Consider the following 18,896-nt stretch of genomic DNA (forward strand, 5'->3'; position numbering starts at 1 on the left):
TTACGGGGCCTGTACCGACGCGGCCGGTGCGACGAGCCGGTAGCCGACCCCGCGCACGGTCTCGATGAGCGCGGGCATCCGCAGCTTGGAGCGCAGGGAGGCCACGTGCACCTCCAGGGTGCGCCCGGTGCCCTCCCAGCTCGTACGCCAGACCTCGCTGATGATCTGCTCGCGGCGGAAGACCACCCCGGGCCGCTGCGCGAGGAGAGCGAGCAGGTCGAACTCCTTGCGGGTGAGCTGCACTTCGACGCCGCCGACGCTCACGCGGCGGGTGGGCAGCTCGATGCGTACGCCGCCCAGACGCAGCGCGGTGTCGTCACCGGGGGCGGGCGACGGGTCGCCCGTGCCCTTGCGCCGGGCGACGGCGTGGATACGGGCGAGCAGTTCGCCGGTGTCGTACGGCTTCACGACGTAGTCGTCGGCGCCGAGGTTGAGGCCGTGGATGCGCGAACGCACGTCGGAGCGCGCGGTCACCATGATCACCGGGGTGTTGCCGCGCTTGCGGATCTTGCCGCAGACCTCGTAGCCGTCCTGGTCGGGCAGTCCGAGGTCGAGCAGGACGACGCCGAAGGGCTCCTTCTCGGCCGGCAGGAGCGCCTGGATCGCCTCCTCGCCGCTGCGGGCGTGGACGACCTGGAAACCGTGGCGGACGAGGATGGCGGAGAGGGCGGCGGCGACGTGATCGTCGTCCTCGACGAGCAGCAGCCTCATGGCACCTCCCCCTCCGGTGAAATCTCAGTGAACAGGTCCGGCGCAATACGCCTCAGGGCATAAACGCCGATGGGTCACGTTCCAGTCAAGGGCCTTCCCGTTGCGGGCAAGTTCCGTTATGGAGCCGGTATACCGGCCATAGTCCTGTTCACGCGGAGTGTCCGCTCGAAGCCGTATCGTTATGCTCAATTTCCGCTCAGATGTGATGACGCTGGTCGTAACGGCTGGCTAGGGTCCTCCCCAACCGAGGAGGACGGAGCAAGAAGCCGATGAGCGGAGTTTCAGTGACCAAGGCCGCCGATGACGCTGCCCCCGCAGCCGACGACCTGGTCGTGCTGAGCAACGTCAACAAGCACTTCGGCGCGCTGCATGTGCTCCAGGACATCGATCTGACCATCGCCCGTGGCGAGGTCGTGGTCGTCATCGGACCCTCGGGGTCCGGAAAGTCCACGCTGTGCCGCACCATCAACCGCCTGGAGACGATCGACTCCGGCGCGATAGCCATCGACGGCAAGCCGCTGCCCCAGGAGGGCAAGGAGCTCGCACGGCTGCGTGCCGATGTCGGCATGGTCTTCCAGTCGTTCAACCTCTTCGCACACAAGACGGTGCTGGAGAACGTCACGCTGGGCCAGATCAAGGTCCGCAAGACGGACAAGGCCGCGGCCGAGAAGAAGGGCCGGGAGCTGCTCGACCGCGTGGGCGTCGGCTCGCAGGCCGACAAGTACCCGGCGCAGCTCTCCGGTGGCCAGCAGCAACGTGTCGCCATCGCGCGGGCGTTGGCCATGGACCCCAAGATCATGCTCTTCGACGAGCCCACTTCGGCGCTCGACCCGGAGATGATCAACGAGGTGCTGGAGGCCATGCAGCAGCTGGCGCGCGACGGGATGACGATGGTGGTCGTCACCCACGAGATGGGCTTCGCGCGCTCGGCCGCCAACCGCGTCGTCTTCATGGCGGACGGCAAGATCGTCGAGCAGGCCACGCCCGACCAGTTCTTCAGCAACCCGCGCAGCGACCGGGCCAAGGACTTCCTGTCGAAGATCCTTCACCACTGACGACCAACGACGACCTACGACGACCACGACTTAAGGGATGTTCACGATGAAGCTCCGCAAAACGGCCGCCGTTGCCATTGCCGTGCTCGCCCTGACCGCGACCGCCTGTGGCGGCGAGTCCGGCACCGCGGGTGACAAGCCGAAGGACCCGACCGGCGGCAAGGAAGCCCCCAAGCTTCCGACGTACACGGTCGCCAAGGACGTCAAGATCGACTCGCCGGCCCTGAAGAAGGCCCAGAAGGCCGGCAAGATCACCTTCGGCGCCAAGAACGACCAGCCGTACCTCGGCTTCGAAGACACCGACGGCAAGCGTTCCGGTTTCGACATCGAGATCGCCAAGATGGTCGCCGCCGACCTCGGCTTCTCGGCCGACCAGATCGTCTTCAAGACGGTCGACTCCGGTGTCCGCGAGACGACCATCTCGAAGGGCGACATCGACCTGTACGTCGGCACGTACACGATCAACGACGAGCGCAAGAAGCAGGTCGGCTTCGCCGGTCCGTACTTCATGGCCGGCGCCGACCTCCTGGTCCGCAAGGACGAGAAGGCGATCACCGGATCCGACGCCCTCAAGGGCAAGAAGGTCTGCTCGATCGTCGGCTCCACGCCGCTCCAGGAGATCAAGAAGCCGAAGTACGGCGCGGAGACCGTCGAGCTCTCGAAGTACTCCGAGTGCGTGCAGCAGCTCATCAACAACGAGGTCGACGCCGTCACCACCGACGACGCCATCCTCAAGGGCTACGCGGCCCAGCGTCCGACGAAGCTCAAGGTGCTCGGCAAGCCGTTCACCAAGGAGCCGTACGGCATCGGCATGAACAAGGACGACAAGGCGCTGCGCGACGCGGTCAGCGACGCCCTCGAGGCCCACATCAAGAACGGCGACTACAAGAAGGCGTACGACGCGACGCTCGGCCTGTCCGGCTCCGAGTTCACCGAGCCGCCGGCGCTCGAGCGCTACTGACAACCGCCGTCTGTCTTCGGTGGTGACTTTCCGGGCCCCGTACGCGCTTGAGGGGAGCGTACGGGGCGCGGTGTCCCCTGCCCGTCCGCTGCCGCCCACGAGGACTTCCCCGTGAATGTACTGCTCGACCACTTGCCGGAGTTCCGTGACGGTTTCATAGGAACCGTGCTGCTCACCGCCGCCAGTGCGCTGCTCGCGATGGTGCTGGGCGTCGTGATGGCCGGTTTCCGTGTCTCGCCCGTACCGCCCCTGCGGGCCTTCGGCACCGCCTGGGTCACGCTCTTCCGCAACACTCCGCTGACGCTGCTGTTCCTCGTCGCCTGGTTCGTCGTGCCGGCCGTCTTCGGCACCGGCATGAGCCCGTGGACGAAGGCCCTGCTGGCGCTCGGCTTCTACACCTCCGCGTTCGTCTGCGAGGCCGTCCGGTCCGGCGTCAGCACGGTGCCGCTCGGCCAGGCCGAGGCCGCCCGCTCGCTGGGCATGACCTTCATCCAGACGCTGCGCCTGATCGTCCTGCCCCAGGCCACGCGCACCGTGGTCCCGCCCCTGAGCAGCATCTTCATCGCGCTCACCAAGAACTCGGCGATCGCGGGAGCGTTCAGCGTCACCGAGCTCTTCGGTGTGCAGAAGCTCCTGAGCGACAAGGGCTTCGCCATCGCCCCGATCTTCCTCTGGGTGGCACTCGCCTACCTGGTCATCACGTTCACCATCAGCGGTCTCTTCCGGCTGCTCGAGCGGCGCCTGGAGGTCGCACGATGAGTTCGAGCGTCCTGTACGACGCCCCGGGGCCCAAGGCCCTGGTACGCAACCGCATCTACAGCGTGGTCGGCTCCCTGCTGATCCTGGCGCTGATCGGCTACGCGGTCCTCCAGCTGGCGAACCGGGGCCACTTCGCGCCCGAGATGTGGAACATCTTCAACAACGCCGGCGTCCGGGCGAACATCCGCGACGGCATCCTCTCCACCCTGCAGGTCTTCGTGGTGGCGGCCGTGCTGTCACTCGTCCTGGGCGTGGGGCTGGCGGTGGCACGGCTCTCCGACCACCGTGCCGTGAGCGCGGTGGCCACCGGGTTCATCGAGCTGTTCCGCGCCGTACCGCTGCTGATCACGATCTACGCCATGTGGGTCCTGTTCCTCACGTACAAGGAGAACCTCGGCTTCATCGGCGAGAGTTCCGCGTACTGGGCCCTGGTCATCGGGCTGACCGTCTACAACGCGTGCGTCCAGGCCGAGGTCCTGCGGGCGGGCGTCAACGCCGTGCCCAAGGGCCAGGTGGAGGCGGCGTACGCACTGGGTCTGCGCAAGTCGCAGGTCATGACGATGCTGCTGATCCCGCAGGCCGTCCGCTCGATGCTGCCGACGATCATCAGCCAGCTCGTGGTGACCCTGAAGGACACCTCGCTCGGCTACATCATCACGTACGCGGAGCTGCTGTACGCGGCCCGGACGATGGCCAACAACATCATCGTCAATGACGACAATCCCTATGTCCCCGTCGTCATCGTCGTGGGCGCCATCTACGTCGCCATGTGTCTGGCGCTGTCCTCGGTCGCCACGTGGATCGAGAAGCGCGGGCGCCGGGCGAAGACCGGCATCACGCCGGCCGCGGCCGGGGAGCCGCTGGAGGCGCCCGGGGTGCTGGAGACCGCCGCCGGACCGGTGGGGCCGCAGGCTCCGGGCGGGGCCGAGGGCACCGAAGGGCCTGCCGACAAGCAGAACTGACGAAATGTGAGGCAGCGGCCACCGCGCCGCTGCCTCTGTCACTTGACGCAAGCACCCGCAGTGGGTTGCATACGTTCTGTGATCGTGCACCGGGTTCCAACTGCCACTTCCCGCATGTCCGTACGGACTGGAGGGAACGCGCCGTGGACCCGGTGATCGTCGTGGGGGCCGGTCCCGTCGGGCTGGCCCTCTCGCTGGCTCTCGCCGGCCACGGGGTGCCCTCCGTCGTGCTCGACGAGGGGGCCGGCAAGGACGAGCCCCGTACGGCGCGTACGGCCCTCCTGCGGGCCGACACGGCGGAACTGGCCGAGCGGCTCGGCTGCGCCACGGTCCGTGACGAAGGCACGCGCTGGACCGGATGGCGGTCGATGCGGCGTCATCAGGAGGTCCGGGAGGTCCGTTTCGGGGACGACGGCGAGCTGCCGTCCCCCGTGCACCTGCCGCAGCACGACCTCACGCGCGGACTGCGCGACGCCGTCACCGCGCACGAACTCGTGCGGATCGAGTCCCACAGCCGCCTCGACACGATCGAGCAGGACGACAGCGGGGTCACCGCGCACACCCGTGAGCCGGGGGCCACCTGGTGGCGGGGCAGTTTCCTGGTCGGGTGCGACGGGGCGCGTTCGACGGTGCGCAAGCTCCTCGACATCCGCTTCCCGGGCCGTACGGCGGTCGAGCGGCACGCCGTCGCCGCGCTGCGCACGGAACTGCCCTGGGACGGAGAGGCACTGCTGCACCGCATGCCGCCGTGGCGGACCGGCGGGCAGGAGGTGACCGCGCGCCCGCTGCGGGACGGGGTGTGGCGCCTCGACTGGCTGCTGCCCGCGCGCGGTGAGCTCGTCACGCCCGAGGCCCTGGTGACGCGCGTGCGGGACACCCTGGCCGGGTGGTGCGGCGAGACGCCTCCGTACGAACTGCTCGACACCGGCGTCTACACACTGCACCACCGGCTGGCCCGCAAGTGGCGGGTGGGGCGGGCGTTCCTCGCCGGTGACGCCGCCCACCTGCTCGGGGCACTGGGGACGCAGAACCTCGACGAGGGGCTGCGGGACGTCGACAACCTCGCCTGGAAGCTGGCGCAGGCCTGGCATCTGGGCGCTTCCCCGACGCTGCTGGACAGTTACCAGGCCGAGCGGCGCTCTGCCGTCGCCGCCCGCCTGCGCGCCGCCGACCAGGCGCTGCCGATACTGCGGGGCAGCGGGCTGCGGACGTACCTGCCCGGCACCGCGCGCGGGCACGACACGCTGCTCACGGACGGGCACCTGGGGCGCGGAGCCCTGGGGGCGCCGCCGGCGTACACGGGCTCGCCGCTCGCGCCCCCGGAGTCCGAGGCGCAGACGCTGGTCGGCACCCCCATGGGCGGGCCGGCCGCCGACGTGCGGGTGACGGCGCCCGACGGTGCCACGGTGCGGCTGCGGGACCGGCTGGGGCGGGGGCGGCAACTGGTGGTGCTGGTCGCGCCGGGAACCGGTGTGTGGGACCGGCGGCACTGGATGACCGCCGGGGTGATGCCGCGGCTGGCGGCGGCGGTGACGGCGCTGCCGGTACGGGCCGAGCTGCTGGTCACGGAGGGCTACCCGGGGGCGTCGGCGCACACCGTGCTGCTGGTGCGGCCCGACGGGCATCTGGTCGCGGCGTTCCAGGGGGTGCGGCCGGCCGAGCTGTACGCGGCGGCGGACGCGGCGCGCGGCGGCCCGCCGGTGTCGGCGCAGGCCGGGCCGGGTCCGCAGCGCTCCGGGGAGGCGGAAGGGCCGGTGGAGCCCTCGCCCTCCGACGGCTCCGGCGGGCCCGACGGGGCCGCTCCGGCCGACCTCAGCGACCGTACAGCGGACATCAATTGACCCCTGCGGGCGTGCGTGGTGTACTCCGGAGCGTGACCGACACCGATGTGCGCCTGTGGCGGAGGGTCCATATGGACCTCGTCCGCTATGCGGGCTGCGTGTGTCGCCCGTCCTGCTGATTCGCCTCTTCCCCCTTCACGCGCTGTGCCGTGCCGTGCTTCCGGCCGCGCGTTCTCGCGAACATCCCCAGGACGGTCTCCTGTGTCTCTTTCCGTACGTTCCCCGGGCGCGCCCGAAAGCGCTCCCCGGAACGCCGCCCCTTCTTCCTCGGAACTGCTCGATTTCGTGCGCCGCACCGCCGCGGACGCTTCCCTGGTGGCTTCTCTTCCGCTCGATCCCGAAGGCCGTACCTGGGTACGGCTCGACGGGCCCGGCGGCAGTGAGGCGTGGCTGATCGGCTGGCCGCCCGGTACGGGCACCGGCTGGCACGACCACGGCGGCTCGCACGGCGCCTTCGCCGCCGCGGCGGGCACCCTGCGCGAGGAGTCGCTCGCGGCGCGCCTGCCCACCGAGGGCTGGAAAACCCTCGAACTGGCCGACGGGGTCGACCGGGAGCGCGAGCTGACGGCCGGCCGGGGCCGCGCCTTCGGCGCGCATCACGTGCACCAGGTGCTGAACCGGTCGGCCGACGAGCACGCCGTCTCGGTGCACGCGTACTACCCTCCGCTGCCGATGATGCGGCGCTACAGCCGCACGGGCGCGGTGCTGCGTCTGGAGCACGTCGAGCGTCCCGAGGAGTGGCTGTGAGCGGCGGACCTGTCGGCATCGACGAACTGCTGGAGCGGGTGCGCGAAGGGCTCGACCGGCTCGGCCCGCGGGAGGCGTACGACGCCGCCTCGGCCGGCGCGCTGCTGGTGGACATCCGGTACGCCGCTCTGCGCGAGCGGGACGGGCTGATCCCCGGAGCGCTCGTCGTCGAACGCAACGAGCTGGAGTGGCGGCTCGATCCGCAGGGCAGCCACCGGGCTCCGGAGGCCACGGGTCATGATCTGCGGGTCGTGGTGATCTGCAACGAGGGGTACGCGTCGAGTCTCGCGGCCGCGTCGCTGCGGCAGTTGGGGCTGCACCGGGCGACGGACCTGGACGGCGGGTTCCAGGCGTGGCGCGCGGCGGGACTGCCGGTGACCCCGTAGGCGCCGGCCGGTGGGGAGCCGTCGGGCGCGGGCGCCCGGCGAGCTTCTGCCGCCGGGCGCTTGGGCCCCGTTCATGTGCCCGGTCCCCTGTGCCCGGTTCCTGTGCCCGGTCCCTGGGTTCGGCGCCTGGGCCCGGTGCCGGGGCGGCCCGCACCCGCTATCCCGGGGTCGGCTCCCGGGCCCCCGGCCCTGGGCCGTGGCGCCGGCACTCTCCTGCGCGCGGACGTCGCTGGGACGGCATGCCGCCGCGCACACGTCGACGCGACGGGAGCGGATCCGCCGCCACGGCTCAGAGCGGGTCATAGTCCAGACCGTCGGTCGTCTCGCCCTCTTCTTCGAGGGCGCGTCTGACGACCCGCAGGGCCATGCCCTCCGGGTAGCCCTTGCGGGCGAGCATTCCGGCCAGGCGCCGCAGCCGTCGGTCGCGCTCCAGGCCGCGGGTGGAGCGGAGCTTGCGGTCCACGAGCTCGCGGGCCCGCTCCTCCTCCTGGTCGGCGTCGAGCTGCCCCATCGCGTCGTCGATGAGGGTGGGTGCGACGCCCTTGTCGCGCAGTTCCCGGGCGAGGGCCCGCCGGGCCAGACCCCGGCCGTGGTGGCGGGACTCCACCCAGGCGTCCGCGAAGGCCGCGTCGTCGATGAGACCGACCTCCTCGAAGCGGGACAGCACCTCGTCGGACACATCGTCCGGGATGCCCCGCTTCCGGAGGGCGTCGGCGAGCTGCTTGCGGGTGCGGGCGGTCCCGGTGAGCAGCCGCAGGCAGATCGCCCGCGCCTGCTCACCCGGGTCCTGAGGCGGCAGCCCCTTCCCGGCCCTCGACGGGGAGGGGCTGCCGCTGTCCTCGGCGTCCGTGCCTTCGCTCGCGTCCCCCGGCCAGTCCGTCCTCCGGGTCACGGTCTAGCTCTTGGCTGCCGCGGGCTTGGCCGTCTTGGCCTTGGTCGCCGGAGCCGGCACGGACTTCGCGTCGGCGGCCGCCGGGGTGCTGCCCGCCGCGTCAGCACCGGGCTCGGCGCCCGGAGCCGCCGGCCTCACACCGACGCCCAGCTTCGTCTTGATCTTCTTCTCGATCTCGTCGGCGAGATCTGGGTTGTCCTTCAGGAAGTTGCGGGCGTTCTCCTTGCCCTGGCCGAGCTGGTCGCCCTCGTACGTGTACCAGGCGCCCGCCTTGCGGACGAAGCCGTGCTCCACGCCCATGTCGATCAGACCGCCCTCGCGGCTGATGCCCTGGCCGTAGAGGATGTCGAACTCGGCCTGCTTGAAGGGCGGCGCGACCTTGTTCTTGACGATCTTCACGCGGGTGCGGTTGCCGACCGCGTCCGTCCCGTCCTTGAGGGTCTCGATGCGACGGATGTCGAGCCGCACCGAGGCGTAGAACTTCAGCGCCCGGCCACCGGTCGTGGTCTCGGGCGAGCCGAACATCACGCCGATCTTCTCGCGGAGCTGGTTGATGAAGATCGCCGTGGTGCCGGACTGGTGCAGGGCACCGGTGATCTTGCGCAGCGCCTGGCTCATGAGCCTGGCCTGGAGGCCGACGTGCGAGTCGCCCATCTCACCCTCGATCTCCGCGCGCGGCACGAGGGCCGCGACGGAGTCGATGACGATCAGGTCGATGGCGCCGGAGCGGACCAGCATGTCCACGATTTCCAGTGCCTGCTCGCCGGTGTCCGGCTGCGACAGGATCAGGTTGTCCGTGTCCACGCCGAGCGCCTTGGCGTACTCGGGGTCGAGCGCGTGCTCGGCGTCCACGAACGCGACGGTGCCGCCGGCCTTCTGCGCGTTGGCCACCGCGTGCAGCGTCAGGGTCGTCTTACCGGAGGACTCCGGTCCGTACACCTCCACCACGCGGCCGCGCGGCAGGCCACCGACGCCGAGGGCGATGTCCAGGGCGGTCGACCCGGTGGAGATGACCTCGATGGGGTCGTTCGGCCGGTCGCCGAGGCGCATGACCGCGCCCTTGCCGAATTGTCGTTCAATCTGCGCGAGCGCGGCGTCGAGCGCCTTCTCGCGGTCGGTGCCTGCTGCCATGGGTTCCACCCGATTTGCTTGAGTCGATCGCTTCACGTCAAAGACGCTATCTCCTGCCACTGACAACGCGCCTCGGCGTCGTCCTGACCTGTGGATAACCCGTGCAGCGCCACGGCCAGAACCCCATCTGAACGGATGTTCGATTTTGCTGTCAAGCGCGCCACGCCGACCGGCGGGCCGGTCAGGCGTCGTCGTCGGAGCGCGGCGGCGTCCGGTCCGTGCGCGCCGCCTGCCGGGGCTCGCGGCGCAGGGTCCGCCACATCCGCGCGAGGGCGGAGGTGCCCCGGCGCCGAGGGTGCCTGCCGTGCACGCGCGGGTCGTCCGTCACGGCGTACCGCTTCACGTACGCGCCGAGGAAGGCCTGGAGGGTCGCGATCGCCGGGATCGCGATCAGCGCGCCGACGGCTCCCATCAGCGCCGTGCCGGCGACGACCGAGCCGAAGGCGACCGCCGGGTGGATGTCGACGGTCTTCGAGGTCAGCTTGGGCTGCAGCACGTAGTTCTCGAACTGCTGGTAGACGACGACGAATCCCAGCACCCACAGCGCGTACCAGGGGTTGACGGTGAAGGCGATCAGCATCGGCAGCGCGCCCGCCAGGTATGTGCCGATCGTCGGGATGAACTGCGAGATGACCCCCACCCACACCGCGAGCGCGGGCGCGTACGGCACGTCAAGGATCAGCAGCAGGACGTAGTGCGAGACGCCGGAGACGAGCGCCATCAGACCGCGCGAGTAGATGTAGCCGCCGGTCTTGTCGACCGCGATCTCCCAGGCGCGCAGCACCTCGGCCTGCCGGGCGGGCGGCAGTACGGAGCACAGCGCGCGCCGCAGCCGGGGCCCGTCCGCGGCGAAGTAGAACGAGAACAGGAAGATCGTCAGCAGCTTGAACAGGCCGCCGAGCACGGTCGCCGACACGTCCAGGACGCCACTGGCGCTGTTCTGCACGTATCTGCGCAGCCAGTCGGAGTTGAGCAGGCTGTCCTGCACTTCGACGCGCGACAGCTCGGTGTGGAAGGTCTGGTTGATCCAGTTGATCACTTGGTCGATGTACTGGGGGAAGTCCTCGACCATCTCGATGATCTGGCCGGCGAGCATCGAGCCGAGCAGTACGACGAAGCCGACGCCGAAGATCAGCACGCCGATGAAGACGATGAAGGTGGCGAGACCGCGCCGCATGCCGTGGGCCGCCATCCGGCCGACGGCCGGCTCGATGGCCAGCGCGAGGAAGAACGCGATCAGGATGTTGAGCAGCAGCCCGACGAGCTGGTGGAACGCCCAGTTGCCCAACTGGAAGCAGGCGTAGAGCGCGAGCGCGAGCACCATGGCGCGCGGCAGCCACCGGGGCATCCGGGCCGGAAGGCCGCCGTTCGCCCCCGGGGGCGTGGGCGGCGGTGCGGTCGGCGAGTCTTTTTGCCCGGCGGGCTCGTCAGTGGATGCCACGGGGCCAGTGTCGCCCATGGCGGTGACATCCGGCCGCTCCCCCCTGCGCGCCCCCCAGGTCAGCGCTTGTCCGCGGGTACGTCCATCGCGGCGCAGACGGCGCGCCAGACGGTCTTCGCTTCCCAGCCGGCGTCGAGCGCCTGGTGCACCGTACGGCCGCCCAGTTCGGCCATCACGTGGTCGCGCGCGAAGGAGTCGGCGTACGCCTCGCCGAAGTGGTCCGCCATCCGCTCCCAGAAAATCGTCAACCGCATGACTCCAGTATCGCGCCCCTGAGAGTGCAGCCCTGTCCGCCGAGCTTCCCGAGAGCGCTTTCCGCCCTACGGTCGTTCCATGGCTGGATCCGGGGCATCCCCCCTTGCACGCGCCGAGTACTTCGTCTGGCTGACCGCCCGCGTCCTCGAACAGCGGCGGTTCGCCTACCACTTCCTGGACGGCGGTGGCGACGCGGTCGAAGCGGCGCTGGCCCCGTTCCAGGGGGAGGACGGCGGTTACGGCTACGCCCTGGAACCCGATCTGCGCGGTCCCGTGAGCCAGCCGCTGCACGTCGCGCACGCCCTGCGCGTCCTCGATTCCATCGGCCGTTGCGAGGGCCCCCGGGTGGAGCGGGTGTGCCGCTATCTGTCCGAGGTGTCGACGAAGGAGGGGGCGCTTCCGGCGGTGCACCCCTCGCTGCGCGGATATCCGGCCGCGCCGTTCATTCCGGTGGTCGACGACCCTCCGAGTGATCTCCTGGCGACGGGCCCGGTGGTGGGGGTGCTGCACCGCAACGAGGTGTGGCACGCGTGGCTCTTCAGAGCCACCGACTTCTGCTGGGCCGCCGTCGAGGCGCTGGAGAAGTCGCATCCGTACGAGGTCCTGGCGGCGCTCGCGTTCCTGGACGGGGTGCCCGACCGGACGCGGGCGCGCGCCGCCGCGGACCGGCTCGGCCGGCTGGTGCGCGAGCAGCGGCTCGTGGTGCTGGATCCGGCGCGGGCGCCGGAGCACCCGGTCGCCGAGGGGTACGCCCCGGGCGAGCACCACTTCGCGTACGACTACGCCCGTACGCCGGGGTCGTTCGCCCGTGGCTGGTTCACCGACGAGGAGATGGGCCGCTCGCTGGACTTCCTCGCCGCGGAGCAGAAGGAGGACGGGGGCTGGCCGGTCCGCTGGAGGCAGTGGGCTCCGGGAACGGCTCTGGAGGCGCGTCCGGCCGTGACGATCGACGCGCTGCTGACGCTGCGGGCGTACGGGCGCGCCATCGGCTGACCGGCTCGTGCGGTGTCCCACGGCGCGGGGCATGTGCCGCCGCGGGACGGGCTGTCGTCAGCCGCCGATCGCCCGTACGCCGGCCGTGACGGCCACCGCGGCTGCGACCACGACGAGGAAGGGGGCGCGCAGGACGAGCGCGAGCGCCGCTGCCGCGAGCCCCGCGCCCCGGGCGTCCAGTACCAGGTGCTGACCCGTGCTGAAGGTCTGCTGGGCGGTGAGCGCGGCCAGCAGGGCCACCGGCAGCATGGCGGCCAGGCGCTTGACGAGCGGGCGTTCCAGGGCGGCCGCGGGCACCAGCAGGCCCAGCAGCTTGACGAGGTAGCAGCCGACGACGGTGGCGCCGATCGCGATCCATACGGTCATCGCGCGTCCTCCTTCGCGGTGCGGCGGGCCCTGCGGCCCTGTGCCCAGAGCAGCGCCGGCGCGGCGAGGGCGGCGACGAGCACCGGCACACCGGCCGGCAGGACGGGCAGGAAGCCGAGGGCCAGGAGCACCGCGAGGCCCGCGACGGCGCGTTCCGTGCCGGTACGGAGCATGGGGGCGAGCAGGGCGAGGAAGACGGCGGGGCTCGCGGCGTCCAGGCCCCACGCGTCGGTGTCGCCGATGGCCTCCGCTCCCAGGGCCCCGACGAGGGTCGTGAGGTTCCACAGCAAGTACAGGCTCAGCCCCGTGACGGTGAAGCCCAGCCGGGCACTGCGGCGGGTCGGCTGCGCGAGCGTCACGGCTGTCGTCTCGTCGATCACCCAGTGCGCGGCGAAGGGGCGTACGAAGCGGGGCAGCGCCAGGAGCTGGGAAAGCCGCAGCCCGTAGAAGGCGTTGCGTACGCCAAGGAAGAAGGCGCCCGCCGCCGCGGTGAACGGGTTGCCGCCCGCCGCGAGCGCCCCCACGAGCGCGAACTGGGAGGCCCCCGTGAACACGAGGAGGCTGAGCGCGCACGTCTGGAGCAGGCTGAGGCCCGATCCCGCCGAGGTCACCCCGAAGGCGAAGCCGGACAGGCCGACGGCGACGCCCACGGCGAGCGCGTCACGGACGACGGCGCTGTCCGCCTTGTCCTCGGTCGGTGCGGTCGGTGCGGTCGCGGGGGGTGTGCGTATCGCTGGGGGTGAGGTCTGTTCTGCCACGTCAGGGACGTTACGACGCGTCGCCGGCACCGGTCTTGTACGTTCTTGCGCGCTCCCGCTGGTAGGCGCCGGGCGGCACTCCGACGATCCGGGTGAAGTGCCGGTTCAGATGCGGCTGGTCGCTGAACCCGACCGCGGCGGCCGCTTCCACGGGCGCGGTGCCGGCCTCCAGGAGCCTCCGGGCGCTGCGCACGCGCGCGTTGGTGAGCCAGGTGTGGGGCGGCATGCCGTACGCCGCCTTGAACGCGCGCAGGAGCGCGAACGGGCTGGTCCCGAGTTCGTTCGCGAGCTGTTCCAGGGAAGGGGGCCGCGTCATGCGTTCTTCGAGGAGGCTCTTGGCGAGGGCCGCCGTGCGGGCTCCGGCGGCCCTCGGCGTCCGCGGGGGCAGTGCCCGGCCGTGCCGGCGCAGGAGTCCGGCGACGGCGACGCGGAGCAGGCTGTCGGCGGCGAGGGCGTTGCCCTCCTCGGCCGCCCGGTGCACCGCGCGGATGAGCCGGGCGGTGTCGGCGTCCTCGACGATGGTCTCGGCGAAACCGGCCGTTCCGCGCAGGCTCGTCGTCTCGTCGGCGATGCCGGCGACCACCTCCGCCGAGGGGTAGAGGGTGGCGTACGACCAGCCTTCCGGTACGCCGGCGTGGGCGGAGTGCGGCACCTCCGGGTTAATCATGACGACGGTGCCGGGGCGGGCCCTGATCGTGCCCTCCGGCATGACCACGTCCTCGATCCCCCGGAACACCGCGCCGAAGACGAACCCCTCGTGGCTGTGCCGCGCGAAGGAGTGGCGTACGTAGCGGGCCCGCAGCAGGTCGAGGCCGGGGACGCCCGGGTACTGCCAGTGCCGCGCCCACTCGCCCGCGTTCCGCGCCTCCGTCGTCGCCATGCATTCCATTCTGCGCCCGTGCCGCGCCCCGCTGACCTGGGCGTCCATGTCCTGGACGCCCGTTGTCAGTGGTCGGGTGCACGATGGGGGACATGTCCAGGACTGCGCTCGACTCCTTCTCTCCCGCGACCCGCGGCTGGTTCGCGGGGGCCTTCAGCGCACCCACCGCGGCGCAGGAGGGCGCCTGGCGGGCCATTTCCGAGGGTTCGGACGTCCTGGTCGTGGCCCCGACCGGCTCCGGCAAGACGCTGGCGGCGTTTCTCGCCGCGCTCGACGCACTGGCGTCCGAGCCGCCGCCCGCGGACCCGAGGAAGCGCTGCCGCGTGCTGTACGTGTCGCCGCTCAAGGCCCTCGCGGTCGACGTCGAGCGCAATCTGCGCAGCCCGCTCACCGGCATCCGCCAGGAGGCCGTGCGGCTGGGGCTTGCCGAGCCCGACGTGCGCGTCGGCATCCGTTCCGGCGACACCCCGGCCAATGAACGGCGGTCGCTGGCGACGAAGCCGCCGGACATCCTCATCACCACTCCCGAGTCGCTGTTCCTGATGCTCACCTCCGCCGCCCGGGACGCGCTGGCCGGGATCGAGACGGTGATCCTCGACGAGGTGCACGCGGTCGCGGGGACCAAGCGCGGCGCGCACCTGGCCGTATCGCTGGAGCGGCTCGACGAGCTGCTGCCGAAACCCGCGCGCCGGATCGGGCTCTCGGCGACGGTGCGGCCGGTGGACGAGGTCGCCCGCTTCCTCTCGCCGCAGCGCCAGGCCGTGATCGTCCAGCCGCCCTCGGGCAAGGAGTTCGACCTGTCGGTGGTCGTGCCCGTGGAGGATCTCGGGGAGCTGGGCGGCGCCCCGGCCAAGGGCGACGACGAGGGCGACAAGCCGTCGATCTGGCCGCACGTGGAGGAGCGCATCGCCGACCTCGTGCAGGCCCACCGTTCGACGATCGTGTTCGTGAACTCCCGCCGCCTCGCCGAGCGCCTGTGCAACCGGCTCAACGAGATCGCGTACGAACGGGCCACCGGTGAGGCGCTCCCGGACGACCACTCCCCCGCCGAGCTCATGGCACAGGCCGGGGCAGCGAGGGGGGCTCCCGCCGTGCTCGCCCGGGCGCACCACGGCTCCGTGTCCAAGGAGCAGCGCGCCCAGGTCGAGGAGGACCTCAAGGCGGGCCGGCTGCCCGCCGTCGTCGCCACCTCCAGCCTGGAGCTGGGCATCGACATGGGCGCGGTGGACCTCGTCGTGCAGGTCGAGTCGCCGCCGTCCGTCGCGTCCGGTCTCCAGCGCGTCGGCCGCGCGGGCCACCAGGTCGGCGCGGTCTCCACCGGTGTCGTCTTCCCGAAGTACCGGGGCGACCTCGTCCAGTCGGCCGTCGTCACCGAGCGCATGCGCAGCGGTTCCATCGAGGCCCTGCGCGTCCCGGCGAACCCGCTCGACGTGCTGGCGCAGCAGCTCGTGGCGATGGTCGCGCTCGACACGTGGCAGGCCGACGACCTGCTCGCCGTCGTCCGCCGGGCGGCCCCCTTCGCCTCGCTCCCGGAGTCCGCCTTCACGGCGGTCCTCGACATGCTGGCCGGCCGCTACCCGTCCGACGCCTTCGCCGAGCTGCGCCCCCGCGTCGTGTGGGACCGTATCGCCGGTACGGTCACGGGCCGGCCGGGGGCGCAGCGTCTCGCCGTCACCTCCGGCGGCACCATCCCCGACCGCGGCCTCTTCGGGGTCTTCCTGGCGGGGTCCGACCCCAAGCGGGGCGGTGGCCGGGTGGGCGAGCTCGACGAGGAGATGGTCTACGAGTCCCGGGTGGGCGACGTGTTCACCCTCGGCACCACGTCGTGGCGCATCGAGGACATCACGCGCGACCGCGTGCTGGTGTCCCCGGCACCCGGTGTGCCGGGCCGGCTCCCGTTCTGGAAGGGCGACCAGCTCGGCCGCCCGCTCGAACTGGGCCGGGCGCTGGGCGCGTTCGTCCGCGAGGTCGGCTCCCTCACCCCCGAGGACGCCCGGCTGCGGCTGACCGCCGCCGGCCTGGACGCCTGGGCCGCCGAGAACGTCCTGTCGTACCTGGACGAACAGCGCCGCGCCGCCGGTCACGTCCCGGACGACCGGACCATCGTCGTGGAGCGGTTCCGCGACGAGCTGGGCGACTGGCGGGTCGTCATCCACTCGCCGTTCGGCGCCCAGGTGCACGCCCCCTGGGCGCTGGCGCTCGGCACCCGCCTGACCGAGCGGTACGGCATGGACGCCCAGGTCATGCACGCCGACGACGGCATCGTGCTGCGGCTGCCGGACGCCGATCTGATGGGCTTCGACCTTCTCGACGACGAACCGGCCCGCCAGGGCACGGAGTTCGACAGCGACCAGGCGCCGCTCGGCGCCGCCGACGTCGCGTTCGACAAGGGCGAGGTCAACCAGATCGTCACCGACCAGGTCGGCGGTTCGGCCCTGTTCGCCGCCCGCTTCCGCGAGTGCGCCGCCCGCGCGCTGCTGCTGCCGCGCCGCAGCCCGGGCAAGCGCACTCCGCTGTGGCAGCAGCGCCAGCGCGCCTCCCAGCTGCTCCAGGTGGCCTCCGAGTTCGGCTCGTTCCCGATCGTCCTGGAGGCCGTGCGGGAGTGCCTCCAGGACGTGTTCGACGTGCCGGGCCTCACGGAGCTCATGGGTGACATCGAGTCCCGCCGCGTCCGGCTGGTCGAGGTCACCACCCCCGAGCCGTCCCCGTTCGCCCGCTCGCTCCTCTTCGGTTACGTCGCCCAGTTCCTGTACGAGGGTGACTCGCCCCTCGCCGAGCGGCGCGCGGCCGCGCTGTCCCTGGACTCCCGGCTCCTGGCCGAGCTGCTCGGTCAGGCGGAGCTGCGCGAGCTGCTCGACGCGGACGTCCTGACCGAGCTGGAGCAGGAGCTCCAGTGGCTCACCGAGGACCGCCGCATCAAGGACACGGAGGGCGTCGCCGACCTCCTGCGGATGCTGGGCCCGCTCACCGACGCGGAGCTGGCGGCGCGCGGCGCGGAACCCGGGTGGGCCGAGGCGCTGTCGACGGCCCGCCGGGCCATCCGGGTCCGCGTCGGGGGCGCCGACCACTGGGCGGCGGTCGAGGACGCCGGCAGGCTGCGCGACGCGCTGGGCACGGCGCTGCCGGTCGGCGTGCCCGAGGCGTTCACCGAGCCCGTCAAGGACCCGCTCGGCGACCTGCTGGCCCGCTTCGCCCGTACGCACGGACCGTTCACGTCGGCCGCGGCCGCCGCCCGGTTCGGTCTGGGCGCGGCGGTCACGGACGGCGCACTGCAGCGCCTCACCGCGACCGGCCGGATCGTGCAGGGCGAGTTCCACCCCGCCGGGATCGGCCAGGAGTGGTGCGACGCCACGGTGCTGCGCCGCCTGCGCCGCCGGTCCCTGGCGGCGCTGCGCCAGGAGCTGGAGCCGGTCCCGCCGGCCGCGCTCGCCACGTTCCTTCCCCAGTGGCAGCACCTGGGCAGCAGCAGTCTGCGCGGCATCGACGGTCTGGTGCGCGCCGTCGAGCAGCTGCAGGGCGCGTCCGTCCCCGCGTCGGCGCTGGAGAAGCTGGTCCTCCCGTCCCGCGTCGTGGGGTACTCCCCCGCCATGCTCGACGAGCTCACCACCACCGGTGAGATCCTGTGGGCGGGATCGGGCGCCCTGCCGGGCAAGGACGGCTGGGTGTCCCTGTACCTCGCCGACGCGGCGCCCCTGCTCCTCCCAGAGCCGCACCCCCTCGAACTCACCGCGCTCCACGAGTCGGTCCTCACCACGCTCTCCGGTGGGTACGGCCTCTTCTTCCGCCAGATCGCCGACCAGGTCCGCGCCACGACCCACCCCGACTGCACAGACCCGCAGCTGGCCGACGTCCTGTGGGACCTGGCCTGGTCCGGCCGGCTCACCAACGACACCCTCGCACCGCTGCGCTCCCTCCTGGGCTCGGGCCGTACGGCGGGCTCCACCGCCCATCGCGCCAAGCGCACGGTCCCGCGCGGCCGGTACGGCGCCCTCAGCGCGGCCGCCCGCCCCGTCGTCTCCCGCACCGGGCCGCCCACGGTCTCCGGCCGCTGGTCGCTGCTCCCCGGCCACGAACCCGACCCGACCCACCGCGCCCACGCACTCGCCCGCACCCTGCTCGACCGGCACGGCGTGGTGACGCGCGGCGCGGTCGCGGCCGAGGGGGTCGAGGGCGGCTTCTCGGCGACGTACCGCATCCTCGCCGCGTTCGAGGACAGCGGGCAGGCGCGGCGCGGTTACGTCGTGGAGGGGCTGGGCGCCGCCCAGTTCGCGATGGACGGCGCGGTCGACCGCCTGCGTGCCGCCGCCACCGCTCGCGAGCGGGCGGAATCCGACTCCCCGAACCGCGCGGTGGTCCTGGCCGCCGCCGATCCGGCCAACGCGTACGGCGCGGCCCTGCCCTGGCCGGAGCCGCCCTCCGACGCGGGCCACAAACCGGGTCGCAAGGCCGGGGCCCTGGTCGTCCTCGTCGACGGGGAGCTGGCGCTCTACATGGAGCGCGGGGGCAAGACCCTGCTGGGCTGGCCGGCCAACCCGGACGATCCGTCCGCGTCCGACCCCCGCCTCACCGCCGCGGCGGAAGCCCTGGCGACGGCGGCCAGGCAGGGCGCCCTCGGTACGGTCACGGTGGAGCGCACCAACGGCGCGCCCGCCCTGACCTCTCCCCTGGGCAAGACCTTGGAGGCAGCGGGTTTCCACCCCACCCCCCGCGGCTTGCGCCTGCGCCCATGACGGGTCCCGTCGCCGCCGCGGGGGGTGG

Annotated in this window: 18 protein-coding genes; 10 read left to right on the top strand and 8 right to left on the bottom strand. The window is 72.1% G+C overall.

Features of this window, described 5'->3' with window-relative positions; translation table 11 throughout:
- Complete coding sequence (locus tag E2E34_RS04845; protein WP_138900653.1) at positions 1-711, bottom strand: response regulator transcription factor; 711 nt, start codon at positions 709-711, stop codon at positions 1-3.
- A gap of 269 nt (positions 712-980) precedes the next feature.
- On the opposite strand from E2E34_RS04845, the gene E2E34_RS04850 reads away from it, so the two are divergent.
- The 8 genes from E2E34_RS04850 to E2E34_RS04880 all read left to right on the top strand — a co-directional run bounded on the left by E2E34_RS04850 (position 981) and on the right by E2E34_RS04880 (position 7,422).
- Positions 981-1,766 carry an amino acid ABC transporter ATP-binding protein gene (locus E2E34_RS04850; RefSeq protein WP_138900654.1) on the top strand — a complete coding sequence of 262 codons (786 nt, stop codon included), beginning with the start codon at positions 981-983 and terminating at the stop codon, positions 1,764-1,766.
- Between the two features lie 46 nt (positions 1,767-1,812).
- Positions 1,813-2,727 (top strand): glutamate ABC transporter substrate-binding protein, encoded by a 915-nt coding sequence (locus E2E34_RS04855; RefSeq protein WP_138900655.1) that lies wholly within the window; start codon positions 1,813-1,815, stop codon positions 2,725-2,727.
- Between the two features lie 111 nt (positions 2,728-2,838).
- Positions 2,839-3,486, top strand: coding sequence for an amino acid ABC transporter permease (locus E2E34_RS04860; protein WP_138900656.1), 648 nt, complete (start codon positions 2,839-2,841; stop codon positions 3,484-3,486).
- Entirely contained in the window at positions 3,483-4,448 is a 966-nt protein-coding gene (locus E2E34_RS04865; protein ID WP_138900657.1) for an amino acid ABC transporter permease, read from the top strand. Before E2E34_RS04860 ends, E2E34_RS04865 begins: the two co-directional genes overlap by 4 nt.
- A gap of 143 nt (positions 4,449-4,591) precedes the next feature.
- A complete protein-coding gene (locus E2E34_RS04870; RefSeq protein WP_138900658.1) occupies positions 4,592-6,289 on the top strand; it encodes an FAD-dependent monooxygenase in 1,698 nt (565 codons plus the stop codon).
- A 47-nt stretch (positions 6,290-6,336) separates the two neighbouring features.
- Complete coding sequence (locus tag E2E34_RS37110) at positions 6,337-6,408, top strand: putative leader peptide (protein ID WP_309544753.1); 72 nt, start codon at positions 6,337-6,339, stop codon at positions 6,406-6,408.
- Complete coding sequence (locus tag E2E34_RS04875; RefSeq protein WP_138900659.1) at positions 6,377-7,036, top strand: cupin domain-containing protein; 660 nt, start codon at positions 6,377-6,379, stop codon at positions 7,034-7,036. Before E2E34_RS37110 ends, E2E34_RS04875 begins: the two co-directional genes overlap by 32 nt.
- Complete coding sequence (locus E2E34_RS04880) at positions 7,033-7,422, top strand: rhodanese-like domain-containing protein (protein WP_244315517.1); 390 nt, start codon at positions 7,033-7,035, stop codon at positions 7,420-7,422. Before E2E34_RS04875 ends, E2E34_RS04880 begins: the two co-directional genes overlap by 4 nt.
- 289 nt (positions 7,423-7,711) lie before the next feature.
- On the opposite strand, the gene recX is transcribed toward E2E34_RS04880, so the two are convergent.
- The 4 genes from recX to E2E34_RS04900 all read right to left on the bottom strand — a co-directional run bounded on the left by recX (position 7,712) and on the right by E2E34_RS04900 (position 11,140).
- Positions 7,712-8,314: a recombination regulator RecX gene (gene recX, locus E2E34_RS04885; protein WP_138900661.1), complete on the bottom strand. Its 603-nt coding sequence runs from the start codon at positions 8,312-8,314 to the stop codon at positions 7,712-7,714.
- A gap of 3 nt (positions 8,315-8,317) precedes the next feature.
- Positions 8,318-9,454 (bottom strand): recombinase RecA, encoded by a 1,137-nt coding sequence (recA, locus tag E2E34_RS04890; protein WP_138900669.1) that lies wholly within the window; start codon positions 9,452-9,454, stop codon positions 8,318-8,320.
- A 172-nt stretch (positions 9,455-9,626) separates the two neighbouring features.
- Positions 9,627-10,793 (bottom strand): AI-2E family transporter, encoded by a 1,167-nt coding sequence (locus E2E34_RS04895; protein WP_279637874.1) that lies wholly within the window; start codon positions 10,791-10,793, stop codon positions 9,627-9,629.
- Positions 10,794-10,945: 152 nt separating this feature from the next.
- Complete coding sequence (locus E2E34_RS04900) at positions 10,946-11,140, bottom strand: DUF3046 domain-containing protein (protein WP_138900663.1); 195 nt, start codon at positions 11,138-11,140, stop codon at positions 10,946-10,948.
- 79 nt (positions 11,141-11,219) lie between these two features.
- Here E2E34_RS04900 and E2E34_RS04905 point away from each other — a divergent pair, with 79 nt between their 5' ends.
- Complete coding sequence (locus E2E34_RS04905; RefSeq protein ID WP_138900664.1) at positions 11,220-12,134, top strand: hypothetical protein; 915 nt, start codon at positions 11,220-11,222, stop codon at positions 12,132-12,134.
- A 57-nt stretch (positions 12,135-12,191) separates the two neighbouring features.
- Here E2E34_RS04905 and E2E34_RS04910 read toward each other — a convergent pair whose 3' ends face one another.
- Genes E2E34_RS04910 through E2E34_RS04920 form a run of 3 tightly spaced genes read right to left on the bottom strand, consistent with a single transcriptional unit; the run spans position 12,192 to position 14,138 of the window.
- On the bottom strand, positions 12,192-12,500 hold the full coding sequence (locus E2E34_RS04910) for an AzlD domain-containing protein (protein WP_138900665.1): 309 nt from the start codon (positions 12,498-12,500) through the stop codon (positions 12,192-12,194).
- The gene (locus E2E34_RS04915) at positions 12,497-13,258 is read right to left on the bottom strand and encodes an AzlC family ABC transporter permease (protein WP_425573407.1); all 762 of its coding nucleotides are present in this window, start codon (positions 13,256-13,258) and stop codon (positions 12,497-12,499) included. Before E2E34_RS04915 ends, E2E34_RS04910 begins: the two co-directional genes overlap by 4 nt.
- Before the next feature lie 10 nt (positions 13,259-13,268).
- The gene (locus tag E2E34_RS04920; protein WP_138900666.1) at positions 13,269-14,138 is read right to left on the bottom strand and encodes a helix-turn-helix transcriptional regulator; all 870 of its coding nucleotides are present in this window, start codon (positions 14,136-14,138) and stop codon (positions 13,269-13,271) included.
- Between the two features lie 92 nt (positions 14,139-14,230).
- On the opposite strand from E2E34_RS04920, the gene E2E34_RS04925 reads away from it, so the two are divergent.
- Positions 14,231-18,868 (top strand): ATP-dependent helicase, encoded by a 4,638-nt coding sequence (locus tag E2E34_RS04925; protein ID WP_138900667.1) that lies wholly within the window; start codon positions 14,231-14,233, stop codon positions 18,866-18,868.
- Positions 18,869-18,896 lie beyond the last annotated feature (28 nt).

It is taken from the genome of Streptomyces albidochromogenes, assembly GCF_005981925.1.
Taxonomy (GTDB): Bacteria; Actinomycetota; Actinomycetes; order Streptomycetales; family Streptomycetaceae; genus Streptomyces; species Streptomyces albidochromogenes.

Excerpts from the sequence above, each read along its gene's own strand:
- E2E34_RS04845 (WP_138900653.1), bottom strand. The coding sequence starts at position 711 with ATGAGGCTGCTGCTCGTCGAGGACGACGATCACGTCGCCGCCGCCCTC.
- E2E34_RS04850 (WP_138900654.1), top strand. The coding sequence starts at position 981 with ATGAGCGGAGTTTCAGTGACCAAGGCCGCCGATGACGCTGCCCCCGCA.
- E2E34_RS04855 (WP_138900655.1), top strand. The coding sequence starts at position 1,813 with ATGAAGCTCCGCAAAACGGCCGCCGTTGCCATTGCCGTGCTCGCCCTG.
- E2E34_RS04865 (WP_138900657.1), top strand. The coding sequence starts at position 3,483 with ATGAGTTCGAGCGTCCTGTACGACGCCCCGGGGCCCAAGGCCCTGGTA.
- E2E34_RS04875 (WP_138900659.1), top strand. The coding sequence starts at position 6,377 with ATGCGGGCTGCGTGTGTCGCCCGTCCTGCTGATTCGCCTCTTCCCCCT.
- E2E34_RS04895 (WP_279637874.1), bottom strand. The coding sequence starts at position 10,793 with ATGCCCCGGTGGCTGCCGCGCGCCATGGTGCTCGCGCTCGCGCTCTAC.
- E2E34_RS04900 (WP_138900663.1), bottom strand. The coding sequence starts at position 11,140 with ATGCGGTTGACGATTTTCTGGGAGCGGATGGCGGACCACTTCGGCGAG.
- E2E34_RS04905 (WP_138900664.1), top strand. The coding sequence starts at position 11,220 with ATGGCTGGATCCGGGGCATCCCCCCTTGCACGCGCCGAGTACTTCGTC.
- E2E34_RS04910 (WP_138900665.1), bottom strand. The coding sequence starts at position 12,500 with ATGACCGTATGGATCGCGATCGGCGCCACCGTCGTCGGCTGCTACCTC.
- E2E34_RS04920 (WP_138900666.1), bottom strand. The coding sequence starts at position 14,138 with ATGGCGACGACGGAGGCGCGGAACGCGGGCGAGTGGGCGCGGCACTGG.
- E2E34_RS04925 (WP_138900667.1), top strand. The coding sequence starts at position 14,231 with ATGTCCAGGACTGCGCTCGACTCCTTCTCTCCCGCGACCCGCGGCTGG.